The sequence below is a fragment of the Pseudomonas sp. TWI929 genome (assembly GCF_039673335.1).
Taxonomy (GTDB): domain Bacteria; phylum Pseudomonadota; class Gammaproteobacteria; order Pseudomonadales; family Pseudomonadaceae; genus Aquipseudomonas.
Genome location: NZ_JBDJLK010000020.1, coordinates 23,505 through 45,612, shown reverse-complemented (window position 1 = coordinate 45,612; position 22,108 = coordinate 23,505). Strand labels below are relative to the sequence as shown.

General features: G+C 63.0%; 16 protein-coding genes. 3 read left to right on the top strand and 13 right to left on the bottom strand.

What is annotated here, in order from left to right:
* Positions 1 to 34 precede the first annotated feature (34 nt).
* From ABE456_RS11295 to mtnA, 8 genes are all read right to left on the bottom strand, one after another.
* Positions 35 to 1,078 (bottom strand): acyltransferase, encoded by a 1,044-nt coding sequence (locus ABE456_RS11295; protein WP_346643977.1) that lies wholly within the window; start codon positions 1,076 to 1,078, stop codon positions 35 to 37.
* A 105-nt stretch (positions 1,079 to 1,183) separates the two neighbouring features.
* A complete protein-coding gene (rpsA, locus tag ABE456_RS11290) occupies positions 1,184 to 2,860 on the bottom strand; it encodes a 30S ribosomal protein S1 (protein ID WP_003252673.1) in 1,677 nt (558 codons plus the stop codon).
* Positions 2,861 to 2,984: 124 nt separating this feature from the next.
* Positions 2,985 to 3,671 carry a (d)CMP kinase gene (cmk, locus tag ABE456_RS11285; RefSeq protein WP_051096740.1) on the bottom strand — a complete coding sequence of 229 codons (687 nt, stop codon included), beginning with the start codon at positions 3,669 to 3,671 and terminating at the stop codon, positions 2,985 to 2,987.
* Entirely contained in the window at positions 3,668 to 5,875 is a 2,208-nt protein-coding gene (locus ABE456_RS11280; protein WP_346644008.1) for a bifunctional prephenate dehydrogenase/3-phosphoshikimate 1-carboxyvinyltransferase, read from the bottom strand. The genes cmk and ABE456_RS11280 overlap by 4 nt, the downstream gene beginning before the upstream one ends.
* 179 nt (positions 5,876 to 6,054) lie before the next feature.
* Positions 6,055 to 7,149, bottom strand: coding sequence for a prephenate dehydratase (pheA, locus tag ABE456_RS11275; protein WP_346643976.1), 1,095 nt, complete (start codon positions 7,147 to 7,149; stop codon positions 6,055 to 6,057).
* On the bottom strand, positions 7,149 to 8,234 hold the full coding sequence (gene serC / locus ABE456_RS11270) for a 3-phosphoserine/phosphohydroxythreonine transaminase (RefSeq protein WP_346643975.1): 1,086 nt from the start codon (positions 8,232 to 8,234) through the stop codon (positions 7,149 to 7,151). The genes pheA and serC overlap by 1 nt, the downstream gene beginning before the upstream one ends.
* Positions 8,235 to 8,504: 270 nt before the next feature.
* Positions 8,505 to 11,270 carry a DNA gyrase subunit A gene (gene gyrA / locus ABE456_RS11265; protein WP_346643974.1) on the bottom strand — a complete coding sequence of 922 codons (2,766 nt, stop codon included), beginning with the start codon at positions 11,268 to 11,270 and terminating at the stop codon, positions 8,505 to 8,507.
* A gap of 361 nt (positions 11,271 to 11,631) precedes the next feature.
* Positions 11,632 to 12,708 carry an S-methyl-5-thioribose-1-phosphate isomerase gene (gene mtnA / locus ABE456_RS11260; protein ID WP_346643973.1) on the bottom strand — a complete coding sequence of 359 codons (1,077 nt, stop codon included), beginning with the start codon at positions 12,706 to 12,708 and terminating at the stop codon, positions 11,632 to 11,634.
* Between the two features lie 110 nt (positions 12,709 to 12,818).
* Here mtnA and ubiG point away from each other — a divergent pair, with 110 nt between their 5' ends.
* The 3 genes from ubiG (at position 12,819) to ABE456_RS11245 (ending at position 15,078) form a co-directional block, all read left to right on the top strand.
* A complete protein-coding gene (gene ubiG, locus ABE456_RS11255) occupies positions 12,819 to 13,517 on the top strand; it encodes a bifunctional 2-polyprenyl-6-hydroxyphenol methylase/3-demethylubiquinol 3-O-methyltransferase UbiG (protein WP_201206748.1) in 699 nt (232 codons plus the stop codon).
* A 2-nt stretch (positions 13,518 to 13,519) separates the two neighbouring features.
* The gene (gene mupP, locus ABE456_RS11250) at positions 13,520 to 14,191 is read left to right on the top strand and encodes an N-acetylmuramic acid 6-phosphate phosphatase MupP (RefSeq protein WP_346643972.1); all 672 of its coding nucleotides are present in this window, start codon (positions 13,520 to 13,522) and stop codon (positions 14,189 to 14,191) included.
* Between the two features lie 146 nt (positions 14,192 to 14,337).
* Entirely contained in the window at positions 14,338 to 15,078 is a 741-nt protein-coding gene (locus tag ABE456_RS11245) for a YciK family oxidoreductase (protein WP_346643971.1), read from the top strand.
* 124 nt (positions 15,079 to 15,202) lie between these two features.
* On the opposite strand, the gene ABE456_RS11240 is transcribed toward ABE456_RS11245, so the two are convergent.
* From ABE456_RS11240 to ABE456_RS11220, 5 genes are all read right to left on the bottom strand, one after another.
* Entirely contained in the window at positions 15,203 to 15,988 is a 786-nt protein-coding gene (locus ABE456_RS11240; protein ID WP_346643970.1) for an iron-containing redox enzyme family protein, read from the bottom strand.
* A 30-nt stretch (positions 15,989 to 16,018) separates the two neighbouring features.
* Complete coding sequence (locus tag ABE456_RS11235; RefSeq protein WP_346643969.1) at positions 16,019 to 18,475, bottom strand: EAL domain-containing protein; 2,457 nt, start codon at positions 18,473 to 18,475, stop codon at positions 16,019 to 16,021.
* A 156-nt stretch (positions 18,476 to 18,631) separates the two neighbouring features.
* The gene (locus ABE456_RS11230; RefSeq protein ID WP_346643968.1) at positions 18,632 to 20,464 is read right to left on the bottom strand and encodes an ABC transporter ATP-binding protein; all 1,833 of its coding nucleotides are present in this window, start codon (positions 20,462 to 20,464) and stop codon (positions 18,632 to 18,634) included.
* Complete coding sequence (locus ABE456_RS11225; protein ID WP_346643967.1) at positions 20,457 to 21,089, bottom strand: DsbA family protein; 633 nt, start codon at positions 21,087 to 21,089, stop codon at positions 20,457 to 20,459. Before ABE456_RS11225 ends, ABE456_RS11230 begins: the two co-directional genes overlap by 8 nt.
* Before the next feature lie 3 nt (positions 21,090 to 21,092).
* Complete coding sequence (locus ABE456_RS11220; protein WP_346643966.1) at positions 21,093 to 22,025, bottom strand: rhodanese-related sulfurtransferase; 933 nt, start codon at positions 22,023 to 22,025, stop codon at positions 21,093 to 21,095.
* Between the last annotated feature and the right edge of the window lie 83 nt (positions 22,026 to 22,108).

Genomic DNA, 22,108 nt, shown 5'->3' with positions numbered 1-22,108 from the left:
CCCAAAGGGCTGGGCAACCTCCCACAGGGAAACCTCAGGCCAACTGCTGCCGGGTGCGTGCTCGGGAAAAGCGTTTTTTCATCGCCAGGGCAGGCTTCTCCACCAGCTCCCACGACACATACCCCGCCAACCAGGACGCCGGCACGGCAGCCAGCATCAACCAGTAAGGCCCGGCCGAGGGCATGGCCACTGCCAGCACTTGCTGAATCGGGAATGCATACAGGTAAATACCATACGAGTAATCCTGCACGTACGGCGGGAGCTTCAACGGCGGGCTATAAGCAGCGTACAACGTGCCGTACATGGTCAGCACGGCAAACGCAAAAACCTCAAAGCGCCCACCCTTGGCCAACAGGAACAACGCAACACAGGCAAGCAACAGCCACCCGCTATACGGGATCACCGCCCGGCACGAATAGAACGCCGACCCCGCCAGGAAACACACAACCAGCTTGAACGGGTAGCCCGCAAAGGCCGGATGCAAGGTATGCAACCCCAGCGCAATCCCCAACGCGGCAAGCGTCAGCGCCGTCATCGGCCATCGGCAAACCTTGGCCACCAGCACCAACATCCCCAGCACCACGTACATGCGCGCTTCCAGCGGAATGGTCCACAAGCTGCCATTGACCGATGCCCCATAGAGCCGCGGAGTAAAGCCCACCCCAGGCAACATGAACTGGGCATCCTTGAAAACCAACAGCGGGCTATAGACGTACCTGTAAACCTGGCGCTGGGAAAAATACTCAGCAAGCGGCAGCGAGGTAACCACAGGCCCCAGCACAAAGGCCATGAGCAACAGGCACACCAGTAAGCCCGGCAAAATCCGCAAGGCACGGGCCAGGTAGAAGTCCCGGGCGCTGTTCTTTTCACCACTGGCAGCGATCAGTAAACCGCTAACCATGAAGAACACCTCCACGCCCAGGCTATGAACGGGCACCGGCATACCCAACGCCAGCCCTGGGTCGGTGCAACTCAGGCACTCTTGATAGGAAAGCGCGAAGGAATGCCCCACCACCACGGCGGTTGCCGCCAGCAGCCTGATAATCAGGAAATTGTTATCGCGCCCGCGACCCTCCATCACACCGCCTAATTACCCCCACACCCGGCCCCTCCCCATGGTCTTTCTTTACCCAAAAAAAAAACGCGACCCGAGGGTCGCTTTTTTTTACCGATCAAACAGAACTCAGTTCTGCTTGGCCATTGCTTCGCGCAGCAGCGCAGCCATGGTGGTGTCGGCAGCCGCTTCCGGAGCGTTTTTCAGGCTCTGGATGGCTTCGCGCTCTTCAGCGTCGTCTTTCGATTTGATCGACAGGCTGATAACGCGGGACTTACGGTCAACGCTGATGATCTTGGCTTCGATCTCTTCGCCTTCCTTCAGAACGTTACGCGCGTCTTCAACGCGGTCACGGCTGATTTCGGAAGCTTTCAGAGTGGCTTCGATGTCGTCGGCCAGGGTGACGATGGCGCCTTTGGCGTCAACTTCTTTCACGATGCCCTTGACGATAGCGCCCTTGTCATTGACAGCAACGAAGTTGGAGAACGGATCGTCTTCCAGCTGCTTGATGCCCAGGGAGATGCGCTCGCGCTCTGGGTCGACCGACAGGATGACGGTTTCCAGCTCGTCGCCCTTCTTGAAACGACGTACGGCTTCTTCGCCGGTTTCGTTCCAGGAGATGTCGGACAGGTGAACCAGGCCGTCGATGCCGCCGTCCAGACCAATGAAGATACCGAAGTCGGTGATCGACTTGATGGTACCGGTGATCTTGTCACCCTTGTTGAACTGGCCGGAGAAGTCTTCCCATGGGTTGGACTTGCACTGCTTGATGCCCAGGGAGATACGACGACGCTCTTCGTCGATGTCCAGAACCATGACTTCCACTTCGTCGCCAACCTGAACGACTTTCGACGGGTGGATGTTCTTGTTGGTCCAGTCCATTTCGGAAACGTGTACCAGACCTTCAACGCCTTCTTCCAGCTCAGCGAAGCAGCCGTAGTCGGTCAGGTTGGTAACGCGAGCTTGTACGCGAGTACCTTCTGGGTAACGGGCAGTGATAGCTACCCACGGATCTTCGCCCATCTGCTTCAGACCCAGCGAAACGCGGTTGCGCTCACGGTCGAACTTCAGAACGCGTACGTCGACTTCGTCGCCAACGTTAACGATTTCCGATGGGTGCTTGATGCGTTTCCAAGCCATGTCGGTGATGTGCAGCAGGCCGTCGATACCGCCCAGGTCCACGAATGCGCCGTAGTCGGTGAGGTTCTTGACGATACCTTTGACTTGCTGGCCTTCCTGCAGGGTTTCCAGCAGGGCTTCGCGCTCGGCGGAGTTCTCGGCTTCCAGCACGCTGCGACGGGAAACGACAACGTTGTTGCGCTTCTGGTCCAGCTTGATGACCTTGAATTCCAGCTCTTTGCCTTCCAGGTGGGTGGTGTCGCGCACAGGGCGGACATCAACCAGGGAGCCCGGCAGGAACGCACGGATGCCGTTAACGTCGACAGTGAAGCCGCCCTTAACCTTACCGTTGATAACGCCCTTGACCACTTCTTCGGCGGCGAAAGCTGCTTCCAGAACAATCCAGCACTCGGCGCGCTTGGCTTTTTCACGGGACAGTTTGGTTTCGCCAAAGCCGTCTTCGACCGCGTCCAGCGCAACGTGAACTTCGTCACCGACCTTGATGGTCAGCTCGCCAGCTTCGTTGTAGAACTGCTCGAGCGGGATGACGCCCTCGGACTTCAGGCCAGCGTGTACGGTAACCCAGTCGCCGTCGATGTCGACAACGATACCGGTGATGATCGCACCCGGCTGAAGATTGAGGGTTTTCAGGCTTTCTTCAAAGAGTTCTGCAAAGCTTTCGCTCATTTTAATTCCTGTAGATTCGGGCGAAACAGACGCCCATAGCCACATTCCAGACAATGTGGGTTTGTTTTAAGTAAAGGAAAGCCGGCAGGACGTTGACTGGTGCCCCTGCCTGCTCTCCTGGCTATCAGAGAAGGTCGCGCAGCGCGATCTCGCTTCTGATACGTTGCAACACCTGCTCGATGGACAACTCGGTAGAGTCCAACTGAATGGCATCGGCCGCTGGCTTCAGCGGGGCCACTGCACGTTGGGTGTCGCGCTCATCACGCGCACGAATCTCATCCAGCAGACTCGACAGACTAACATCTTCACCCTTGCCCTTCAACTGCAGGTAGCGGCGACGTGCCCGCTCCTCCGCGCTGGCGGTGAGGAAGACCTTCAACGGCGCGTCCGGGAACACCACGGTGCCCATGTCGCGGCCGTCGGCGATCAGGCCCGGCGCCTCGCGGAATTCACGCTGGCGCACCAGCAGTGCATCACGCACTGCCGGCAGCGAGGCAACCATCGACGCGCCCGCACCGACGGTTTCGGTGCGGATGACGTTGCTGACGTCCTCACCCTCAAGGATGATTTGTTGCAGCTTACCGGGCTCGGCGGCGATGAACTGTACATCCAGATGGGCGGCAAGCTTGGTCAGCAGCTCTTCATTGGTAAGGTCGACGCCGTGGTTGCTGGCGTTGAACGCCAGCAAGCGGTACAGCGCGCCGGAGTCCAGCAGCTTCCAGCCCAGTTCGCGGGCCAGCAGGCCGGCAACCGTACCTTTGCCCGAACCGCTTGGCCCGTCGATGGTGATGACCGGTGCCAGCGAACTCACGACTTGCCCTCTTCCGCCACGCGGATGCCGACTTCGGCGCACAGCGCCAGGAAGTTGGGGAACGAGGTGGCGACGTTGGCGCAGTCATGGATGCGGATCGGCGCGCTGGCACGCAGCGAGGCCACGCTGAAGGCCATGGCAATGCGGTGGTCACCGTGGCCATGCACTTCACCGCCGCCCAGCTGGCCGCCATCGATGATGATGCCGTCCGGGGTCGGCTCGCACTTGATGCCCAGGGTGATCAGGCCGTCGGCCATGACCTGGATGCGGTCGGACTCCTTCACCCGCAGCTCTTCGGCGCCACGCAGCACGGTACGCCCTTCAGCGCAGGCGGCGGCAACGAACAGTACCGGGAACTCGTCGATGGCCAGTGGCACCAGCTCTTCAGGGATGTCGATACCTTTCAGCTTGGCACCGCGCACGCGCAGGTCTGCCACGGGCTCGCCGCCGACTTCACGCTGGTTTTCCAGGGTGATGTCGCCACCCATCAGGCGCAGGATGTCGATCACGCCGGTACGGGTCGGGTTGATGCCGACGTGCTCCAGCACCAGTTCGGAGCCTTCGGCGATGGACGCTGCCACCAGGAAGAACGCTGCCGAGGAAATGTCGGCCGGCACTTCGATGCGGGTAGCGGTCAGCTTGCCGCCGGCCTGCAGCGAGGCCACTGGGCCGTTGCTTTCAACCGAATAGCCAAAGCCGCGCAGCATGCGCTCGGTGTGGTCACGGGTAGGTGCAGGCTCGGTGACGGTGGTCTTGCCTTCGGCGTACAGGCCGGCCAGCAGCAGGCAGGATTTTACCTGGGCGCTGGCCATTGGCAGCGTGTAGGTCAGCCCCTTGAGCTTGTGGCCACCGCGGATGGTCAGCGGCGGGCGGCCTTCCGGCCCGGTCTCGACCACGGCACCCATTTCGCGCAGCGGGTTGGCCACACGGTTCATTGGGCGCTTGGACAGCGAGGCGTCACCGGTCATGGTCACGTCGAACGGCTGGCCGGCCAAAAGGCCCGACAGCAGGCGCATCGAGGTACCGGAGTTGCCCACGTACAGCGGCCCGGGTGGTGGCTTGAGGCCGTGCAGGCCAACGCCGTGAATGGTCACGCGACCGTGGTTGGGGCCTTCGATGACCACACCCATGTCACGGAATGCCTGCAGGGTCGCCAGCGCGTCTTCACCTTCGAGGAAGCCTTCGACCTCGGTGGTGCCTTCGGCCAGCGAGCCGAGCATGATCGAGCGGTGGGAAATCGACTTGTCGCCCGGTACGCGGATCCGCCCGTTCAGGCGGCCACCCGGTTGGGCCAGGAAAATCAGATCGTTGGCGTTCATAGCGTCCACATAGGCCCGGCGGGCCAGGATTTTACTGAAATGCTCGCGGGCAACCCGTGCGCGGGTGAACACACCCAGCAGCTGGTGCCCGTCCCCTTCAGCGATCGCGTCGCGCAGGGCGTCGAGATCGCTGCGATATGTATCAAGCGTGCGCAGGACAGCGTCGCGGTTGGCGAGGAAGATGTCGTGCCACATGGTCGGGTCGCTGCCGGCGATTCTCGTGAAATCGCGGAAGCCTCCCGCAGCGTACCGGAAGATCTCAAGGTTTTCATTGCGCTTGGCCAGCGAATCGACCAAGCCAAAGGCCAGCAAGTGCGGCAGGTGGCTGGTGGCGGCCAGCACTTCGTCATGGCGCTCGACCGGCATGTGCTCGACATCGGCGCCCAAAGCACGCCACAGGCGGTCGACCAGGGCCAGGGCGGCCGGGTCGGTTTCGGCCAGTGGCGTGAGGATGACCTTGTGTCGGCGGAACAGGGTGGCGTTGGAAGCCTCTACCCCGCTCTGCTCGGAACCGGCGATGGGGTGGCCGGGAACGAAGCGCGGCAGGCGCTGACCGAAGACGGCACGCGCTTCACGCACGACGTTGCCCTTGGCACTGCCGACATCGGTGATGATGGCATTGCCCAGGTCGAGCCGGGCCAGGCGGGCCAGGACTTTCTCCATGGCCAGGATCGGCACGGCCAGCTGGATGACATCGGCACCGACACAGGCCGCGGCGAGGTCTTCTTCGCAGCGGTCGACCACGCCCAAGGCCACGGCCTGCTTGCGCGAGGGGGCATCCAGGTCGACACCGACCACTTCGCGGCACAGGCCGCTTTCACGCAGGCCTTTGGCGAACGAGCCACCGATCAGGCCGAGGCCGACTACGACCAGGCGGTTGATGATTGGCGCGGGTTTGGTTTTTGCTGCTTTTACCACTGGTGCGAACCCTGTTCAGAAATCTAGACAGCCTGTGAGGGCCATTGGGGCTGCTTTGCAGCCCATCGCGACGCAAGGCCGCTCCCACAAGGGATTGCGTACTCCTGTGTCGCGATGGGGCGCGAAGCGGCCCCAACCATCTCAAATCAAAGCACCGCCTTTGGATAAGAGCCCAGCACCTTAAGCGCCACAGCCTCCTGGCTGATCTGCTCGAGCACGGCCTTGATCAGCGGGTCGCGGTGGTGGCCAACGAAGTCGATGAAGAACACGTAGGTCCACTTGCCGCTGCGCGACGGGCGGGTCTCGATGCGGGTCAGGTCGATGCCGTTCTCATGGAATGGCACCAGCAGCTCGTGCAGCGCGCCTGGCTTGTTGCTCATCGAAACGATGATCGAGGTCTTGTCGTCACCGGTCGGCGGCACTTCCTGGTTGCCGATCATCAGGAAGCGCGTGGAGTTGTCCGGGCGGTCTTCGATCTTCTCGGCCAGGCGGGTCAGGCCGTACAGGTTGGCCGCCATGTCACCGGCGATCGCCGCCGAATTCCACTCGCCCTTGACCCGCTTGGCCGCCTCGGCATTGCTCGACACCGCCACGCGCTCCACGTTCGGGTAGTGCGCGTCCAGCCACTTGCGGCACTGAGCCAGGGACTGGGCGTGGGAGTAGATGCGGGTGATGCTGTCGGTCTTGGTGTTCTCGCCCACCAGCAGGTGGTGGTGGATACGCAGCTCCACTTCGCCGCAAATCACCATGTCGTGCTCAAGGAAGCTGTCCAGCGTGTGGCTGACCGCGCCTTCGGTGGAGTTTTCCACCGGCACCACGCCGAAGTTGACGGCACCGGCCGCCACTTCGCGGAACACTTCGTCGATGGCCGCCATCGGCCGGCTGATGACCGCGTGGCCGAAGTGCTTCATGGCCGCTGCCTGGGTGAAGGTACCTTCAGGGCCGAGGTAGGCGATTTTCAGCGGCTCTTCCAGGGCCAGGCACGACGACATGATTTCGCGGAACAGCCGCGCCATCTCTTCGTTGCCCAGCGGCCCCTTGTTGCGCTCCATCACGCGCTTGAGCACGGCTGCTTCACGCTCAGGGCGGTAGAACACCGGCTTTTCGCCTTCTTTCAGCGAGGCGGTCTTGACCCGGGCAACTTCTTCGGCGCAACGGGCGCGGTCGCTGATCAGCTCGAGGATTTTCTCGTCGAGGCTGTCGATGCGTACGCGCAGCGCCTTGAGCTCCTGTTCGGACATCAGCCGTGCTCCTTCTCGAATTCAGCCATGTAGCCCACCAGCGCTTCTACCGCTTCCAGGCCCAGGGCGTTGTAGATGGAAGCGCGCATGCCGCCTACCGAGCGATGGCCCTTGAGGTTGAGCAGGCCGCGCGCGTCGGCACCGGCGAGGAAGGCCTTGTCCAGGCGCTCGTCAGCCAGGCGGAACGGCACGTTCATCCACGAACGGGCGTTGACGCTGATCGGGTTGGTGTAGAACTCGCTGCTGTCGATGAAGCCGTACAGGCGGTCTTTCTTGGCGCGGTTGCGCTGCTCCATGGCATCGACGCCACCCTGCTCTTTCAGCCACTCGAACACCAGGCCCGAGAGGTACCAGGAGTAGGTGGCCGGGGTGTTGTACATCGAGCCGTTGTCGGCCGAAACCTTGTAGTCGAGCATGGTCGGGCAGCTGCTGCGGGCGTGGCCCAGCAGGTCTTCACGCACGATCACCACCACCAGGCCGCTTGGGCCGATGTTCTTCTGCGCACCGGCATAGATCAGGCCGTACTGCGACACGTCGATCGGGCGCGAGAGGATGTCGGACGACATGTCGACCACCAGTGGCACGTCACCCGTCTCGGGCACCCAGTCAAACTGCAGGCCACCGATGGTCTCGTTGGAGGCATAGTGAACGTAGGCAGCGTTCTTGGTCAGTTTCCACTCGTTCTGGCCCGGGATGGCCAGGTAGTCGTAGGGCTTGGCGCTGGCGGCGACGTTGACGTTGCCGAAGCGGCGCGCTTCCTCGATGGCCTTTTTCGACCAGATACCGGTCTCGATGTAGTCGGCGGTGCCGCTTTCCGGCAGCAGGTTCAGCGGGATTTCGGCGAACTGCTGGCTGGCGCCACCCTGCAGGAACAGCACCTTGTAGTTGGAGGGGACGGACAGCAGGTCACGCAGGTCCTGCTCGGCCTTTTCGGCGATAGCCACGTAGTCGTCGCTGCGATGGCTCATTTCCATCACCGACAAGCCCTTGCCACGCCAATCCAGCATCTCGGCCTGGGCGCGCTGCAAGACAGCGTCAGGAAGCGCGGCAGGGCCTGCGCAGAAGTTAAAGGCTCGTTTGCTCACATCCACTCTCGCTCTGCCAAATGGTACAAATTCATAACTTGCGTACTGCGCACCGCTCTTTGTGGGAGCGGCCTTGTGTCGCGAATGGGGCGCGAAGCGGCCCCCACAGTCAGCGTTAACGCATAGATTGCCGGGGCTGCTTTGCAGCCCTTTCGCGACGCAAGGCCGCTCCCACAAAAAACAGATCCCACAATAAGCGGGCCAGGCGTTGCCTGCTGTAATCAGTCAAACGGGGCGACCTTGGTCGCCCCGTTCGGGTTTTACGCTTGCTTACTCCTGCGGGGCCTCTTCGGCGCCAGCAGCTTCTTCATTGTCTGGCGCTTCAGCCTCGACGCCCTCCTCGTCCGTCTCGATCACATCATCGAGTTCGTCCTCGGACGGCTCCTGGATACGCTCCAGGCCCACCAGCGTCTCGTCGGTGGCCAGCTTGATCAGGGTCACGCCCTGAGTGTTGCGGCCCAGGCTGGACACTTCGCCAACGCGGGTACGCACCAGCGTGCCCTGGTCGGAGATCAACATGATCTCTTCGCCTTCCTGCACCTGGATCGCGCCGATCAACAAACCGTTGCGCCCCTTGGTGCCCATGGCGATCACGCCCTGGCCACCACGGCCGCGACGCGGGAACTTGGACAGCGGCGTGCGCTTGCCAAAGCCACGCTCGGAGGCGGTAAGGATCTGCGCGCCGGATTCCGGAATCAGCATCGAGATGATCTGCTGGCCCTTGCCCAGCTTCATGCCGCGTACGCCACGGGCAGTACGGCCCATTTCGCGCACTACGCTCTCGGCGAAGCGGATCACCTTGCCCGCGTCGGAGAACATCATGACTTCCTTGGCACCGTCGGTGATGGCGGCAGCAATCAAGGTATCGCCTTCTTTGAGCTTCAGGGCGATCAGGCCATTGGAGCGCGGACGGGCGAACTGCACCAGCGGGGTTTTCTTGACGGTACCGGAGGCAGTGGCCATGAAGATATAGGCGCCGGTCGGCTCGGCAACCCATTCCGGGGTGTCGCCGTCCTCTTCGTCGATTTCTTCGGCCTCTACTACTTCGCCTTCGATCACGCCGTCGTCGCCATCCTCCAGCTCTTCGTCCGGGTCGGCGCTCTGCTGCAGGGCCTCGAGGTCGACCTGCAGCATGGCAGTGATGCGCTCACCCTCCTCCAGCGGCAACAGGTTGACCAGCGGGCGGCCGCGGGCAGCGCGGGACGCTTCTGGGATGTCGTAGGTCTTCAGCCAGTACACCTTGCCCTTGCTGGAGAACAGCAGCAGGGTGGCGTGGCTGTTGGCGACCAACAGGTGCTCGATGTAGTCCTCGTCCTTCACCCCGGTGGCCGACTTGCCTTTGCCGCCACGGCGCTGGGCCTGGTAGGCGGACAGCGGCTGGGTCTTGGCGTAGCCGCCGTGGGAGATGGTTACCACGCGCTCTTCTTCCGGGATCATGTCGCCGTAGTTGAGGTCGTGGCGCGCATCGAGGATTTCGGTGCGGCGGGCATCGCCGTATTCGGCGCGGATGGCTTCCAGCTCTTCGCGGATCACTTCCATCAGGCGCTCGGCGCTGCTGAGGATGCGGATCAGCTCGCCGATCTGCTCGAGGATTTCCTGGTACTCGGCCAGCAGCTTCTCGTGCTCCAGGCCGGTCAGGCGGTGCAGGCGCAGGTCCAGAATCGCCTGGGCCTGTTCCGGCGACAGGAAGTACTTGCCGTCATGCAGGCCATACTGCTCCGGCAGGTCCTCAGGGCGGCAGGAGTCGGCGCCAGCGCGCTCGACCATGACCTGCACGGCACTGGATTCCCACGGTGTGGCAACCAGGGCTTCCTTGGCTTCGGACGGGGTCGGCGAGGCCTTGATCAGGGCGATGACCGGGTCGATGTTGGACAGCGCAACCGCCTGGCCTTCAAGGATGTGGCCGCGCTCACGCGCCTTGCGCAGCTCGAACACGGTACGGCGGGTCACCACTTCACGGCGGTGACGGACGAACGCTTCAAGCAGGTCCTTGAGGTTGAGCAGGCGCGGGCGACCGTCGACCAGGGCAACCACGTTGATACCGAACACGCTCTGCAGCTGGGTTTGCTGGTAGAGGTTGTTGAGCACCACCTCCGGCACCTCGCCGCGACGCAGCTCGATGACGATGCGCATGCCGTCCTTGTCGGACTCGTCGCGCAGCTCGGTGATGCCTTCGATCTTCTTCTCTTTGACCAGCTCGGCGATCTTCTCGATCAAGCGCGCCTTGTTCAGCTGGTACGGCAGCTCGGTGACGACGATCTGCTGGCGGCCGCCGACCTTGTCGATGTCTTCGATTTCGGAGCGGGCACGCATGTAGATGCGGCCACGGCCGGTGCGATAGGCCTCGATGATGCCCTGGCGACCATTGATGATGCCGGCAGTCGGGAAGTCTGGCCCGGGGATGAACTGCATCAGTTCATCGATGGTGACTTCCGGGTTATCGATCAGCGCCAGGCAGCCGTCGATGACTTCACCGAGGTTGTGTGGCGGAATGTTGGTGGCCATGCCCACGGCGATACCGCTGGAGCCGTTGACCAGCAGGTTCGGGATACGGGTCGGCATGACCGCCGGGATCTGCTCGGTGCCGTCGTAGTTGGGCACCCAGTCGACGGTTTCCTTGTGCAGGTCGGACAGCAGCTCGTGGGCCAGCTTGGTCATGCGCACTTCGGTGTATCGCATGGCTGCGGCGTTGTCGCCGTCCACCGAACCGAAGTTGCCCTGGCCATCGACCAGCAGGTAGCGCAGCGAGAACGGCTGGGCCATACGCACGATGGTGTCGTAGACCGCAGTGTCGCCGTGCGGGTGGTACTTACCGATCACGTCACCGACCACACGGGCGGATTTCTTGTACGGTTTGTTCCAGTCGTTGCCCAGTTCGCTCATCGCATAGAGAACGCGACGATGCACGGGCTTCAAGCCGTCACGCGCATCGGGCAGCGCTCGCCCGACAATCACGCTCATCGCGTAGTCGAGGTAAGACTGTCTCAGTTCGTCTTCGATATTGACCGGGAGGATTTCTTTGGCCAGTTCGCCCATGAGAAGCCTGATTCCTTTTTCTGGTGAAACTTCGCAGCTCCATCAAGGGCCGAACGAAGCTCGCCGCCGCAGCGCATAAGGGTGCGACGACTTACGACAAATCAATGAGTTGTGCCATGGATCTGCGCAATGAAGGCCGCCGTGGTGGGCGGTCTTGGAAACTGCCGGATGTTATCACAAAGGCGGGGGCGGTGGGGAGATCTGTACGGCAGTGCACGGTCATAGTGGGAGCGGCCTTGTGTCGCGATCGGGCTGCGCAGCAGCCCCGGCAATTTTTGCTTCTTCGCCGAAATCCCGGGGCCGCTTTGCGGCCCAATCGCGACACAAGGCCGCTCCCACAATGTGCGCGTTTTACCGGCTATCAGTGCAGGCGCTTACGGCACATCAATTGCGCCAACTTGGCGGTATCCGGGCGCTCGACAATGCCACGCTCGGTCACGATCACGTCGATCAGGTCGGCCGGGGTCACGTCGAACACCGGGTTGAACACCTCGACATCCGGCGCCACCCGGGTACCGCCGATGTCCAGCAGCTCATCGGCGGCGCGCTCTTCCAGCGGGATGTCTTCGCCGGTGGCCAGGTTCAGGTCGATGCTGGAGCTTGGCGCCACCACCATGAAGCGCACGCCGTGGTGCATGGCGCTGACTGCCAGCTGATAAGTGCCGATCTTGCTGGCCATGTCGCCATTCGCGGCGATGCAGTCAGCGCCCACCACCACCCAGGTGATGCCCTTGGTCTTCATCAGGTGGGCCAGCGCCGAGTCGGCGCACAGGGTTACCGGGATGCCTTCGTTGGCCAGCTCCCAGGCAGTCACGCGCGAGCCATGCAGCCACGGCCGGGTTTCGCCGGCATACACCCGCTCGACCATGCCCTCCAGGTAGCCCGCACGAATCACCCCCAGCGCGGTGCCGAAGCCACCACTGGCCAAGGCACCGGCATTGCCGTAGGTGAGCAGGGTCTGGGCGTTGCCCTGGTGGCGGCGGATCAGCTCGATGCCGTGCTCGGCCATGGTCAGGTTGGCTTCACGGTCGCTTTCGTGAATGGCCACCGCTTCGGCCTCCAGCGCGGCCAGCACGTCTTCGCCGGCGCGCAGGCGCTGCAGGCGCTCGCGCATGCGGTTCAACGCCCAGAACAGGTTGGCGGCAGTGGGGCGCGCTTCGGCCAGGCTGAGGAAGTCCTCCTCCAGTTCCAGCTCCCAGTCGCCGCCTTCGGCCAGCCGCTCTTCCAGGGCCAGCACCAGGCCGTAGGCCGCGGCAATGCCGATGGCCGAGGCGCCACGCACCGCCATGTCGCGGATCGCCGCCACCACCTGCGCGAGATTGTCGCAGGCCAGCCAGCGCTCTTCAGACGGCAGCAGGCGCTGGTCGAGCAGGTGCAAGATGCCGCCCTGCCAGCGGATCCCGGTCACCTTCTCCGCCGCCAAAAGTCGCTCGCGCATCGCCTCTCCCCGTCGTTCGGATATCAAAAGCCGGCGATTATAGCGACCCTCGGGGCCGAGCGCTCGGGTATACTCCGGCGCAATTTTGCGAAGTTTCAGAGGACTGTTCAATGAGCAACGTCGACCGCGCCGAAATCGCCAAGTTCGAAGCGCTGGCCCACCGCTGGTGGGACCGCGAAAGCGAGTTCAAGCCGCTGCACGAAATCAACCCGCTGCGCGTCAACTGGATCGACGAGCGCGCCAGCCTGGCCGGCAAGAAGGTGCTGGACGTGGGTTGCGGTGGCGGCATCCTCAGCGAAGCCATGGCCCTGCGCGGCGCCACGGTCACCGGTATCGACATGGGCGAGGCGCCGCTGGCGGTGGCCCAGCTGCACCAGCTGGAATCCGGCGTGCAGGTGGAATACCGGCAGATCACTGCCGAAGCCCTGGCCGAGGAAATGCCCGAACAGTTCGACGTGGTCACCTGCCTGGAAATGCTCGAGCACGTGCCCGACCCGTCTTCGGTGATTCGCGCCTGCTACCGCATGGTCAAGCCAGGCGGCCAGGTGTTCTTCTCCACCATCAACCGCAACCCCAAGGCCTACATGCTGGCCATCGTCGGCGCCGAGTACATCCTGAAGATGCTGCCGCGCGGCACCCATGACTTCAAGAAGTTCATCCGCCCATCCGAACTGGGCGCCTGGAGCCGCGATGCCGGCCTGCAGGTGAAGGACATCATCGGCCTCACCTACAACCCGCTGACCAAGCACTACAAGCTCAACAGCGACGTCGACGTCAACTACATGATCCAGACCCTGCGCGAGGAATAAGCATGCGTTTGCGAGCAGTACTCTTCGACATGGACGGCACCTTGCTCGACACGGCGCCGGACTTCATCGCCATCTGCCAGGCCATGCTCGCCGAGCGCGGCCTGCCGGCCGTCGATGACAAGTTGATCCGCGACGTGATCTCCGGTGGCGCGCGCGCCATGGTCGCCGCCACCTTCGCCATGGACCCGGAGGCCGAAGGCTTCGAGGCCCTGCGCCTGGAATTCCTTGAGCGTTACCAACGCGACTGCGCGGTGCACAGCAAGCTGTTCGATGGCATGGGCGAGCTGCTGGCCGACATCGAGAAAGGCAACCTGCTGTGGGGCGTGGTCACCAACAAGCCGGTGCGCTTCGCCGAGCCGATCATGCAGCAACTGGGCCTGGCCGAGCGCTCGGCGCTGCTGATCTGCCCGGACCACGTGAAAAACAGCAAGCCCGACCCCGAGCCGCTGATCCTGGCCTGCAAGACCCTGGACCTGGACCCGGCCACGGTGCTGTTCGTTGGCGACGACCTGCGTGACATCGAGTCTGGCCGCGACGCCGGCACCCGCACGGCGGCCGTGCGCTACGGCTATATTCATCCAGAGGACAACCCCAACAACTGGGGTGCCGACGTGGTGGTGGACCACCCGCTGGAACTGCGCAAGGTAATCGACAGCGCGCTGTGCGGCTGCTGAGTTGCAACGGCTGACGACCGACCCTGTGGGAGCGGGCGCGCCCGCGAAGCAGGCACTGCGGTGGATGGCACCGGCTTTGCCGGTGTTCGCGGGTTCGCCCGCTCCCACAGGGTTCGGCGCTGCCCAATGAACAAGGGAAAAATCTGATGTTCGACTACACCGCCCGCCCCGGCCTGCTGCAAGGCCGGGTCATCCTGGTTACCGGTGCCGGCCGCGGCATCGGCGCCGCTGCCGCCAAGGCCTATGCCGCGCTGGGCGCCACCGTGCTGCTGCTGGGCAAGACCGAGGCCAACCTGAACGAGGTCTACGACCAGATCGAAGCCGCCGGGCACCCACAACCGGTGGTCATCCCGTTCAACCTGGAAACCGCCCTGCCCCACCAGTACGACGAACTGGCGGTAATGATCGAGGAGCAGTTCGGCCGCCTTGACGGCCTGCTCAACAATGCCTCGATCATTGGCCCGCGTACGCCGCTGGAACAGCTGTCAGGCGACAACTTCATGCGCGTGATGCACATCAACGTCGACGCCACCTTCATGCTCACCAGCACCCTGCTGCCACTGCTGAAGCTGTCGGAAGACGCCTCGGTGGTGTTCACCAGCAGCAGCGTCGGGCGCAAGGGCCGGGCCTACTGGGGTGCCTATGGGGTGTCGAAGTTCGCCACCGAGGGCTTGATGCAAACCCTGGCCGACGAACTGGAAGGCGTGGCGCCGGTACGCTCCAACAGCATCAACCCGGGCGCCACGCGCACGGCGATGCGGGCGCAGGCGTACCCTAGCGAGAACCCGCAGAACAACCCGCTGCCGGAAGACATCATGCCGGTGTACCTGTACCTGATGGGGCCGGACAGCAAAGAGGTGAATGGGCAGGCGTTCAACGCCCAGTAAGGTTTTTGCCTGTACTGGCTTTTTCGCGGGTGAACCCGCTCCCACAGGTACTGCACTGCCCTCATGGGCGGTGATCATCGTGTGGGAGCGGGTTCACCCGCGAAGGGGCGGGACAGGAAAGCGATCAGCCTGCGGCCAACGCCGGGCGCATACGCCCCTGCTGGCGCCCTTCCAGCTGCATGCACCGCTCCAGGAACAGGAACATGCAGTCGTAACTCTTGCAAATCGCCTTGCGCAGCTCGTTGCGCAGCCCCAGGCTCGGGTTTTCACCGGCCAGGGTACAAATGATCTCCAGCGCCTCCCACGGGTGGGCGTCGTCATACTGGGCGTGCATCTTCAGCCACTTCATCGCCCGCTTGCGCCCTTCCTCAGGGAAACCCATCGCGTAGGTGTCGGTGGCGCACACTACCGCCGACCATTCGCCGGTCGCACCTTCAATGGCGTAGTTGGTCGCCGCCATGGAAATGGCCAGGTTCTCGGTGGCACACACGCGCCAGCACCAGTCGTTCAGGCCATTCAGTTCGGGCGGCACTTCCTGGGCCTGCAATTCATGCAAGTGCACGCCGTGCGCCTGGCACCAGTTCACCCAGTAGTCGGCATGGTTGAGCTCGACGCGGATGTTACGCATCAGCCAGCGCCGCGCCATGTCCTCGCCCTGATGCCGGCCATAGCGGGTCTTGGTCAGGTTGTGGGCCATGTACAGCGAGAATTGCTCCACCACCGGCCAGCCACCGATCAGGTACTGGCGAATGGTCGATTGCTTCAGCTGGCCATCGCGCAGGCGCGCGTAGAACTCATGCTCAACTACCCGGCGTTTGCTCTCGCGGCAGTCCTCAATCAGTTGCTGGGCCCATTTGGGGTAGCTGGCGGGGTCCATCAAAGGCCCGATACGAACGAATGCATCAATCACTTTCAGCTCCTTGATCCTTGTGATTTCTAGCTAGCGAAACGTGCCAGGTGCCCGCTGCAACAGAGGCCGAGCGGCGATCCGTTGGCGCTGCAGACTGTCACAGGTGAACACCTGGGGGCGTTCAATCAGGTAGCCCTGGGCGTAATCCACGCCAATTTCCTGCAAGGCCTGCTCGATCAAGGGGGTTTCGACGAACTCGGCAATAGTGCGTTTACCCATCACGTGGCCGATATGGTTGATGACCTCGACCATGGCCCGGTTGACCGGGTCGTCGAGCATGTCCTTGACGAAACTACCGTCGATCTTCAGGTAATCCACGGGCAAATGCTTGAGGTAAGCGAACGACGACATGCCCGCGCAGAAATCGTCGAGCGAGAAGCGGCAGCCCAGCCCCTTCAACTCGTTGATGAAGCGGATGGCGCTGCCCAGGTTGGCAATGGCGCTGGTTTCGGTGATTTCGAAACAGATCATCCGTGGCGGGATGGCGTATTCGACGAACAGCCGCTGCAGGTACTCAAGGAACTTGTCGTCACCGATACTCGACCCCGACAGGTTGATTGCACAGATCGACAGCGGCCCCTCGCGCCCTTCGTCCAGGCACTGGCGGATCACCAGGAACACATTGCGTACCACCCAGCGGTCCAGCGCGGTCATCAGGCCGTAGCGCTCGGCCGCCGGGATGAAGCTGCTGGGCAGGATGGTGCGGCCGCTTTCGTCATGCAGGCGCAGCAAGATCTCGATATGGCCCGGGCCTTCAAAGGTTTTCAGCGGGGCAATTTCCTGGGCGTACAGGCAGAAGCGGTTTTCTTCCAGGGCCACATGCAAACGCTGGATCCAGGCCATTTCGCCAAAGCGCATGGAAAGTTCGCTGTCGTCGGCGTGGTACACCTGCACGCGGTTGCGGCCCTTTTCCTTGGCCATGTAGCAGGCCATGTCGGCGGCACGCAGCGAGGTTTCGAGGGTGCCGGGGGCTTGGGCCATGTGCACCAGGCCGACGCTGACAGTGGTGACGAACGGCCGCCCCTTCCACACAAAGTGCAGGCTCTGCACCATCTGGCGCAGTTGCTCGGCAATGCGCTCGGCCTGGTCGGCCGGGCAGTTTTCCAGCAGCACGCCAAATTCATCGCCACCCAGCCGCGCCAGGGTGTCGCCTTCGCGCAGGCCAGACTGCAGCACGGCACAGATGTGCCGCAGCAACTCGTCGCCGGCGGCATGGCCGCAGGTGTCGTTGACCAACTTGAACTGGTCGAGGTCAAGGAACATCAGCGAATGCCGCCCGGCCTGGCGGGCCAGGCCGTTGAGTGCCTGTTCCAGGCGGTATTCGAACTCGCGGCGGTTGGCCAGGCCGGTCAAGGCGTCATGGGTCGCCTGCCAGGACAGGTTGGCGATGTACTGGCGCTCCTGGGTCATGTCATGCAGCACCAGCACAATGCCGTTGACCACGCCGTCATTGACGATGGGCGAGCCCACCAGGTTGATCGACACGGTGCTGCCATCCAGGCGCTGGATCAGCCGGGCATGCTCGGCGCCGCCCTTGAGGCTGCCGCTGAGCACCTGCTCGACCAGGCTGCGGCCATCTTCCTCGGCCTGCTCGTCGACCAGGCTGAACAGCGCCGACAGCGGCAAGCCCTGGGCTTGGCCAGCCTGCCAGTGGGTCAGTTGTTCGGCGGCCGGGTTCATGTAGCCGATATTGCCCTCGACATCGGTGGTAATCACCGCATCGCCGATGGCCTGCAGGGTAATTTGCGCCCGCTCCTTTTCTTCCTGCAGGGCGTTGGCAAAGGCCTGGCGCTGGGCCAACAACTTGCTGGAACGGCGCCAGGCGATGGCAATCAGAAACATCGCTGTAAACAAATTGGTGACCAGCAGCACCCGCAGCAGCATGCGCGAGCCTTCGCCCAACGCATCGCTGAACGCCTTGGCGGCCGGCGTCACCCCTTCGTTGATGGTGGCGATGCGCACTTTCCAGTCGTTGATCGTGTGTGCGTCGACCGGGCCAGCAGTGAAGCTTTTGTGCATTTCAACAGCCAGGACATCCAGCTTGGCCAGGTAATCGTCGCCGATGTCCCAGTAGTCGACGGCCGTCTGCATGTAGCTGACATCACGGAAATTGCGGTAGAACCAGATGATCTGTTCGACATCGTCGGGGTGGTTGCCGCCTTGCAGTACCGCTTGGCGTGCGGCGTCCAGGTCGGGTGGCGACTGGTCGAGCACCTCGCGCAGCTGGTGGTCGCCCTGGGGCACGGTGATGGCCTGGCGGTAGCGCTGGTAGGTACTGTCGTCGCGGGTTTCGGCGTACAGGTTGAGGTAATAGATGGCGTCTTTCTGCGCCTTGGACCATAGGCTTTCACCGGCGACATAGGCGCGCACGGCCGAGAGCGTATACAAGCTGAGGCTGCCCAGCGCCACCTGGAGGACCACAACGGCGATGAAGGGCCAGGTGATACCGAGCAACTTTGGCGCTTCTAGAGTGCGATTTCCCTTCATGGATTCCCTGTCACAGAGCAGATAAGGCGCAAATCAACCCAGACAAGCACAGCGTAGGCCATTTGCCATCGTGGTGGTGGGGTTTTTTATGACAGGAAATCGGGAGGCTTTGTACAGCCTGTGCCGGCGACAGGGCCGGCACAGGCAAGCACACATTCAGCTTTGTTGCAGGTGCCCATAAAGCTTGGCGTACAACCCACCCTCGGCAATCAGCTGCTGGTGGTCACCATCCTCGGCTACATGCCCGCCATCGAACACCAGCACCCGATCGGCCTGTTTCACTGCCGAAAGCCGGTGGGCAATGATAAGCGTGGTGCGGCCGCTAAGGAAGCGCGCCAGGGCTTGGTGCAGGTTGTACTCGGTGGCGGCATCCAGGGCCGAGGTTGCCTCATCGAGAATGACCACCTTGGGCTCGGCCAGCACCATGCGGGCAATGGCCAGGCGCTGACGCTGGCCACCGGACAAACGCACACCAGAACGCCCCACCACACTGTCCAGGCCCTGCGGCAAGGCAGCGATGGTGGCATCCAGCTGGGCAATGCGCAGCGCCTGCCAGCAGGCATCGTCGCTGCAATCGCGGCCCATGGTCAGGTTGGCGCGCACGCTGTCGTTGAACAGCGATGGGTGCTGCAACACCACCGCAACGTTTTCGCGCAGGGTTTCCAGGCCTATTTCCTGCAGGCTGGCCCCACCAAAGCGGATGGTCCCGGCCTGGGCGCTGTACAGGCCCAACAGCAGCTGCACCAGGGTGCTTTTACCACCGCCACTGGCGCCGACAATCGCGACCTTCTCGCCTGGGGCAATGGACAGGTCCAGGTGCTCGAGCACCGGTTCGTCGGCATAGGCAAAGCGCAGGTCGCGCACTTCGATACCTACCGTCTCGCGGCCGGCGAACGGGTCGCTGGCGGCCGGGTACTGCGGCTCGTCGGCACGCGCCAACAACTCGTTGAGGCGGCTTAGCGCACCACCGGCGGCATAGTAGGCGTATTGCAGATTGAGCAGCTGTTCCACCGGGCCGATCATGAACCACAGGTAGCTGAACACCGCCAGCATCTGGCCGATCGACAGGTCGGAAAACAGCACGGTGAGCATCGCCGCCGCGCGGAAGATATCGATGCCGAACTGGAACAGCAGACCACTGGCACGGCCACTGGCATCGCTTTTCCATTGTGAGTCCACCGCGTAGTCGCGCACCTCGCGGGCACGCAGGCCCAAACGGCCGAGGAAGTAGCCCTGGCGGTTGCCGGCGCGGATTTCCTGGATGGCATCGAGGGTTTCCGCCAGCGCCTGGGTAAAGCGCGCAGTGCTGTCGTTTTCCAGCTTTTTCAGGTGCTTGACGCGCTTGCCCAACTGCACGGTGAAGTAGATCACCAGCGGGTTGAACAGCAAAATCAGCAAGGCCAGCTGCCAGTGCATCCAGATCAGGATCGCCGCCGTGCCGGTCAGGGTCAGCATGGCCACCAGGAAACGGCTGAGGGTTTCACCGACGAACTTGTCGAGGGTATCCAGGTCGGTGACCAGGTGGGTGGTGACCGTGCCGCTGCCCAGGCTTTCGTATTCCTTCAGCGAAATGCGCTTGAGCCGCTCGATCAGGCGAATACGCAGCCGGTAGACGATGTCCTTGGCCAGGCCAGCGAACAGCTTGGCCTGGATCACGTTGAACGCCAGGGCGGCCAGGCGCAGGCACAGGGTGAGCGCCAGCATCAGCCCGATGTAACCGGCTGCCACTTGCCAGCTGGAAGGCAGCAGGTGGTTCATCCACTTCAGCGCAGCATCGCCATGGCCAAGCAGCACTTCGTCCACCAGCAGCGGCAGCAGCAGCGGGATGGGCACGCTGCAGCAGGCCGCCAGCACGGCGATAAGGTTGGCGGACCAGAGGTTTTTCTTGTGATGCAGGGCCAGGCGGCGGATTTCCGCCCAGCTCAGTCGATCGGCCGCAGTATGAGGCTTGCCCGGCACCGGGTCGGGTGACCCAGGCAGATCAAGCACAGACGGCCTGCTGCAGCCAGCGGCCGAGCAAGGGTTGCAGGCGCTCCAGCGGCTGGTAGCCATTGGTCAGCAGGGCCAGTTGGCCATTGCGCTCGGCCAGCAGGGTCGGGAAACCGGCGATACCCAGGTCCTGGGCCCAGCTGAAATCGGCCGCGGTGGCGGCGCGCGTGTCGGCACGGGCAAAGGCCTCGGCGAACACGGCACGGTCGAAGCCCGCCTGCTCAGCCAGCTCTACCAGTTGCGGCGCCGTGGTTACATCCACGCCCTGCTGGTAGAACGAGCGCTGGATCAGCGCCAGCAACGGCCAGACGCGCTCGGCGTCCAGCTCACGGGCGGTGACCAGGGCACGGCAGGCTGGCTCGGTGTCGTAGACAAAGCCGTCAGGCATGGCGCCCTCGAAGCGGAACGGCTGGCCGGTGGCTTCTGCCACTGCCTGCCAGTGCTCGAGGATGTACTTGCGGGTGGAGCTGTCCAAGGCGCTGCCGCCAGTACGCAGCCCGCCCGTCACCAGGCGGGTGGGCACGCCTGCCTCACGCGCCTGGGCGATCAGGGCCGCAGCCACTGGCGCGAAACCCCAGCACCAGGAGCACATCGGGTCCATCACATAGATCAGGCGTGCAGACATGCATCAGGCCTCGGCTTTGTAGTTGTAACCGATCGGGTGCGGCAGGTTGCGGGCCTTGGCCAGCTCGATCTGCTTCTGCCGGTCGATGGCACTGCGCCGGGTCTTTTCGCTCAAGGTGTCCCAGCAATGCGGGCAGCTGACACCTGGCGAATAGTGCTCGGACGCGCGCTCCTCTGCATTGATTGGGTGGCGGCAGGCGTGGCACTGGTCGTACTCGCCTTCGCTCAGGTCATGGCGCACCGTGACGCGGTTGTCGAAGACGAAGCAGTCGCCGTCCCACAGGCTTTGTTCCTGAGGCACTTCCTCGAAGTACTTCAGGATGCCGCCCTTAAGATGATAGACCGCCTCGAAGCCTTCACCGAGCATGTAGCTGGAAGCTTTTTCGCAACGGATGCCGCCGGTGCAGAACATGGCAACTTTCTTGTGCTTGCTGGGGTCGAAGTTGGCCTTGATGTAGTCGGGGAACTCGCGGAAGGTTTCGGTCTTCGGGTCGATGGCGCCCTTGAAGGTGCCGATGGCCACTTCATAGTCGTTGCGGGTGTCGATCAGCAGCACTTCCGGGTCGCTGATCAGGGCGTTCCAGTCCTTGGGCTCGACGTAGGTGCCGACTGCCTGGTTGGGGTCTACGCCCGGCACGCCGAGGGTGACGATCTCTTTCTTGAGCTTGACCTTGGTGCGGTAGAACGGCTGTTCGTCGCAGTACGACTCTTTATGGTCGACATCGACCAGGCGCGGGTCGTTGCGCAGCCAGGCCAGCAGGCCATCGATGCCTTCGCGGGTGGCCGACACGGTGCCGTTGATGCCCTCGTGGGCCAGCAGCAGGGTGCCTTTGACATCATTGTCGAGCATGGCCTTGAGCAGTGGCTCACGCAACTCGACGTAGTCTTCCAGGGTGACGAACTTGTACAGCGCCGCGACGACGATGGCTTGGGACATTTGCGGTGAATCTCCAGGTGGGTGCCCTCGTAAGGGGCGAACCGTGGTTTGACTTGAAAAAAGCATGGGGCCGCTTCGCGCCC

What these genes read in the sequence shown, in the direction of transcription:
- ABE456_RS11295 (WP_346643977.1), bottom strand. Translation starts at nt 1,078, where the DNA reads ATGGAGGGTCGCGGGCGCGATAACAATTTCCTGATTATCAGGCTGCTG.
- rpsA (WP_003252673.1), bottom strand. Translation starts at nt 2,860, where the DNA reads ATGAGCGAAAGCTTTGCAGAACTCTTTGAAGAAAGCCTGAAAACCCTC.
- pheA (WP_346643976.1), bottom strand. Translation starts at nt 7,149, where the DNA reads ATGTCCGAACAGGAGCTCAAGGCGCTGCGCGTACGCATCGACAGCCTC.
- gyrA (WP_346643974.1), bottom strand. Translation starts at nt 11,270, where the DNA reads ATGGGCGAACTGGCCAAAGAAATCCTCCCGGTCAATATCGAAGACGAA.
- mtnA (WP_346643973.1), bottom strand. Translation starts at nt 12,708, where the DNA reads ATGCGCGAGCGACTTTTGGCGGCGGAGAAGGTGACCGGGATCCGCTGG.
- ubiG (WP_201206748.1), top strand. Translation starts at nt 12,819, where the DNA reads ATGAGCAACGTCGACCGCGCCGAAATCGCCAAGTTCGAAGCGCTGGCC.
- mupP (WP_346643972.1), top strand. Translation starts at nt 13,520, where the DNA reads ATGCGTTTGCGAGCAGTACTCTTCGACATGGACGGCACCTTGCTCGAC.
- ABE456_RS11245 (WP_346643971.1), top strand. Translation starts at nt 14,338, where the DNA reads ATGTTCGACTACACCGCCCGCCCCGGCCTGCTGCAAGGCCGGGTCATC.
- ABE456_RS11235 (WP_346643969.1), bottom strand. Translation starts at nt 18,475, where the DNA reads ATGAAGGGAAATCGCACTCTAGAAGCGCCAAAGTTGCTCGGTATCACC.
- ABE456_RS11225 (WP_346643967.1), bottom strand. Translation starts at nt 21,089, where the DNA reads ATGTCTGCACGCCTGATCTATGTGATGGACCCGATGTGCTCCTGGTGC.
- ABE456_RS11220 (WP_346643966.1), bottom strand. Translation starts at nt 22,025, where the DNA reads ATGTCCCAAGCCATCGTCGTCGCGGCGCTGTACAAGTTCGTCACCCTG.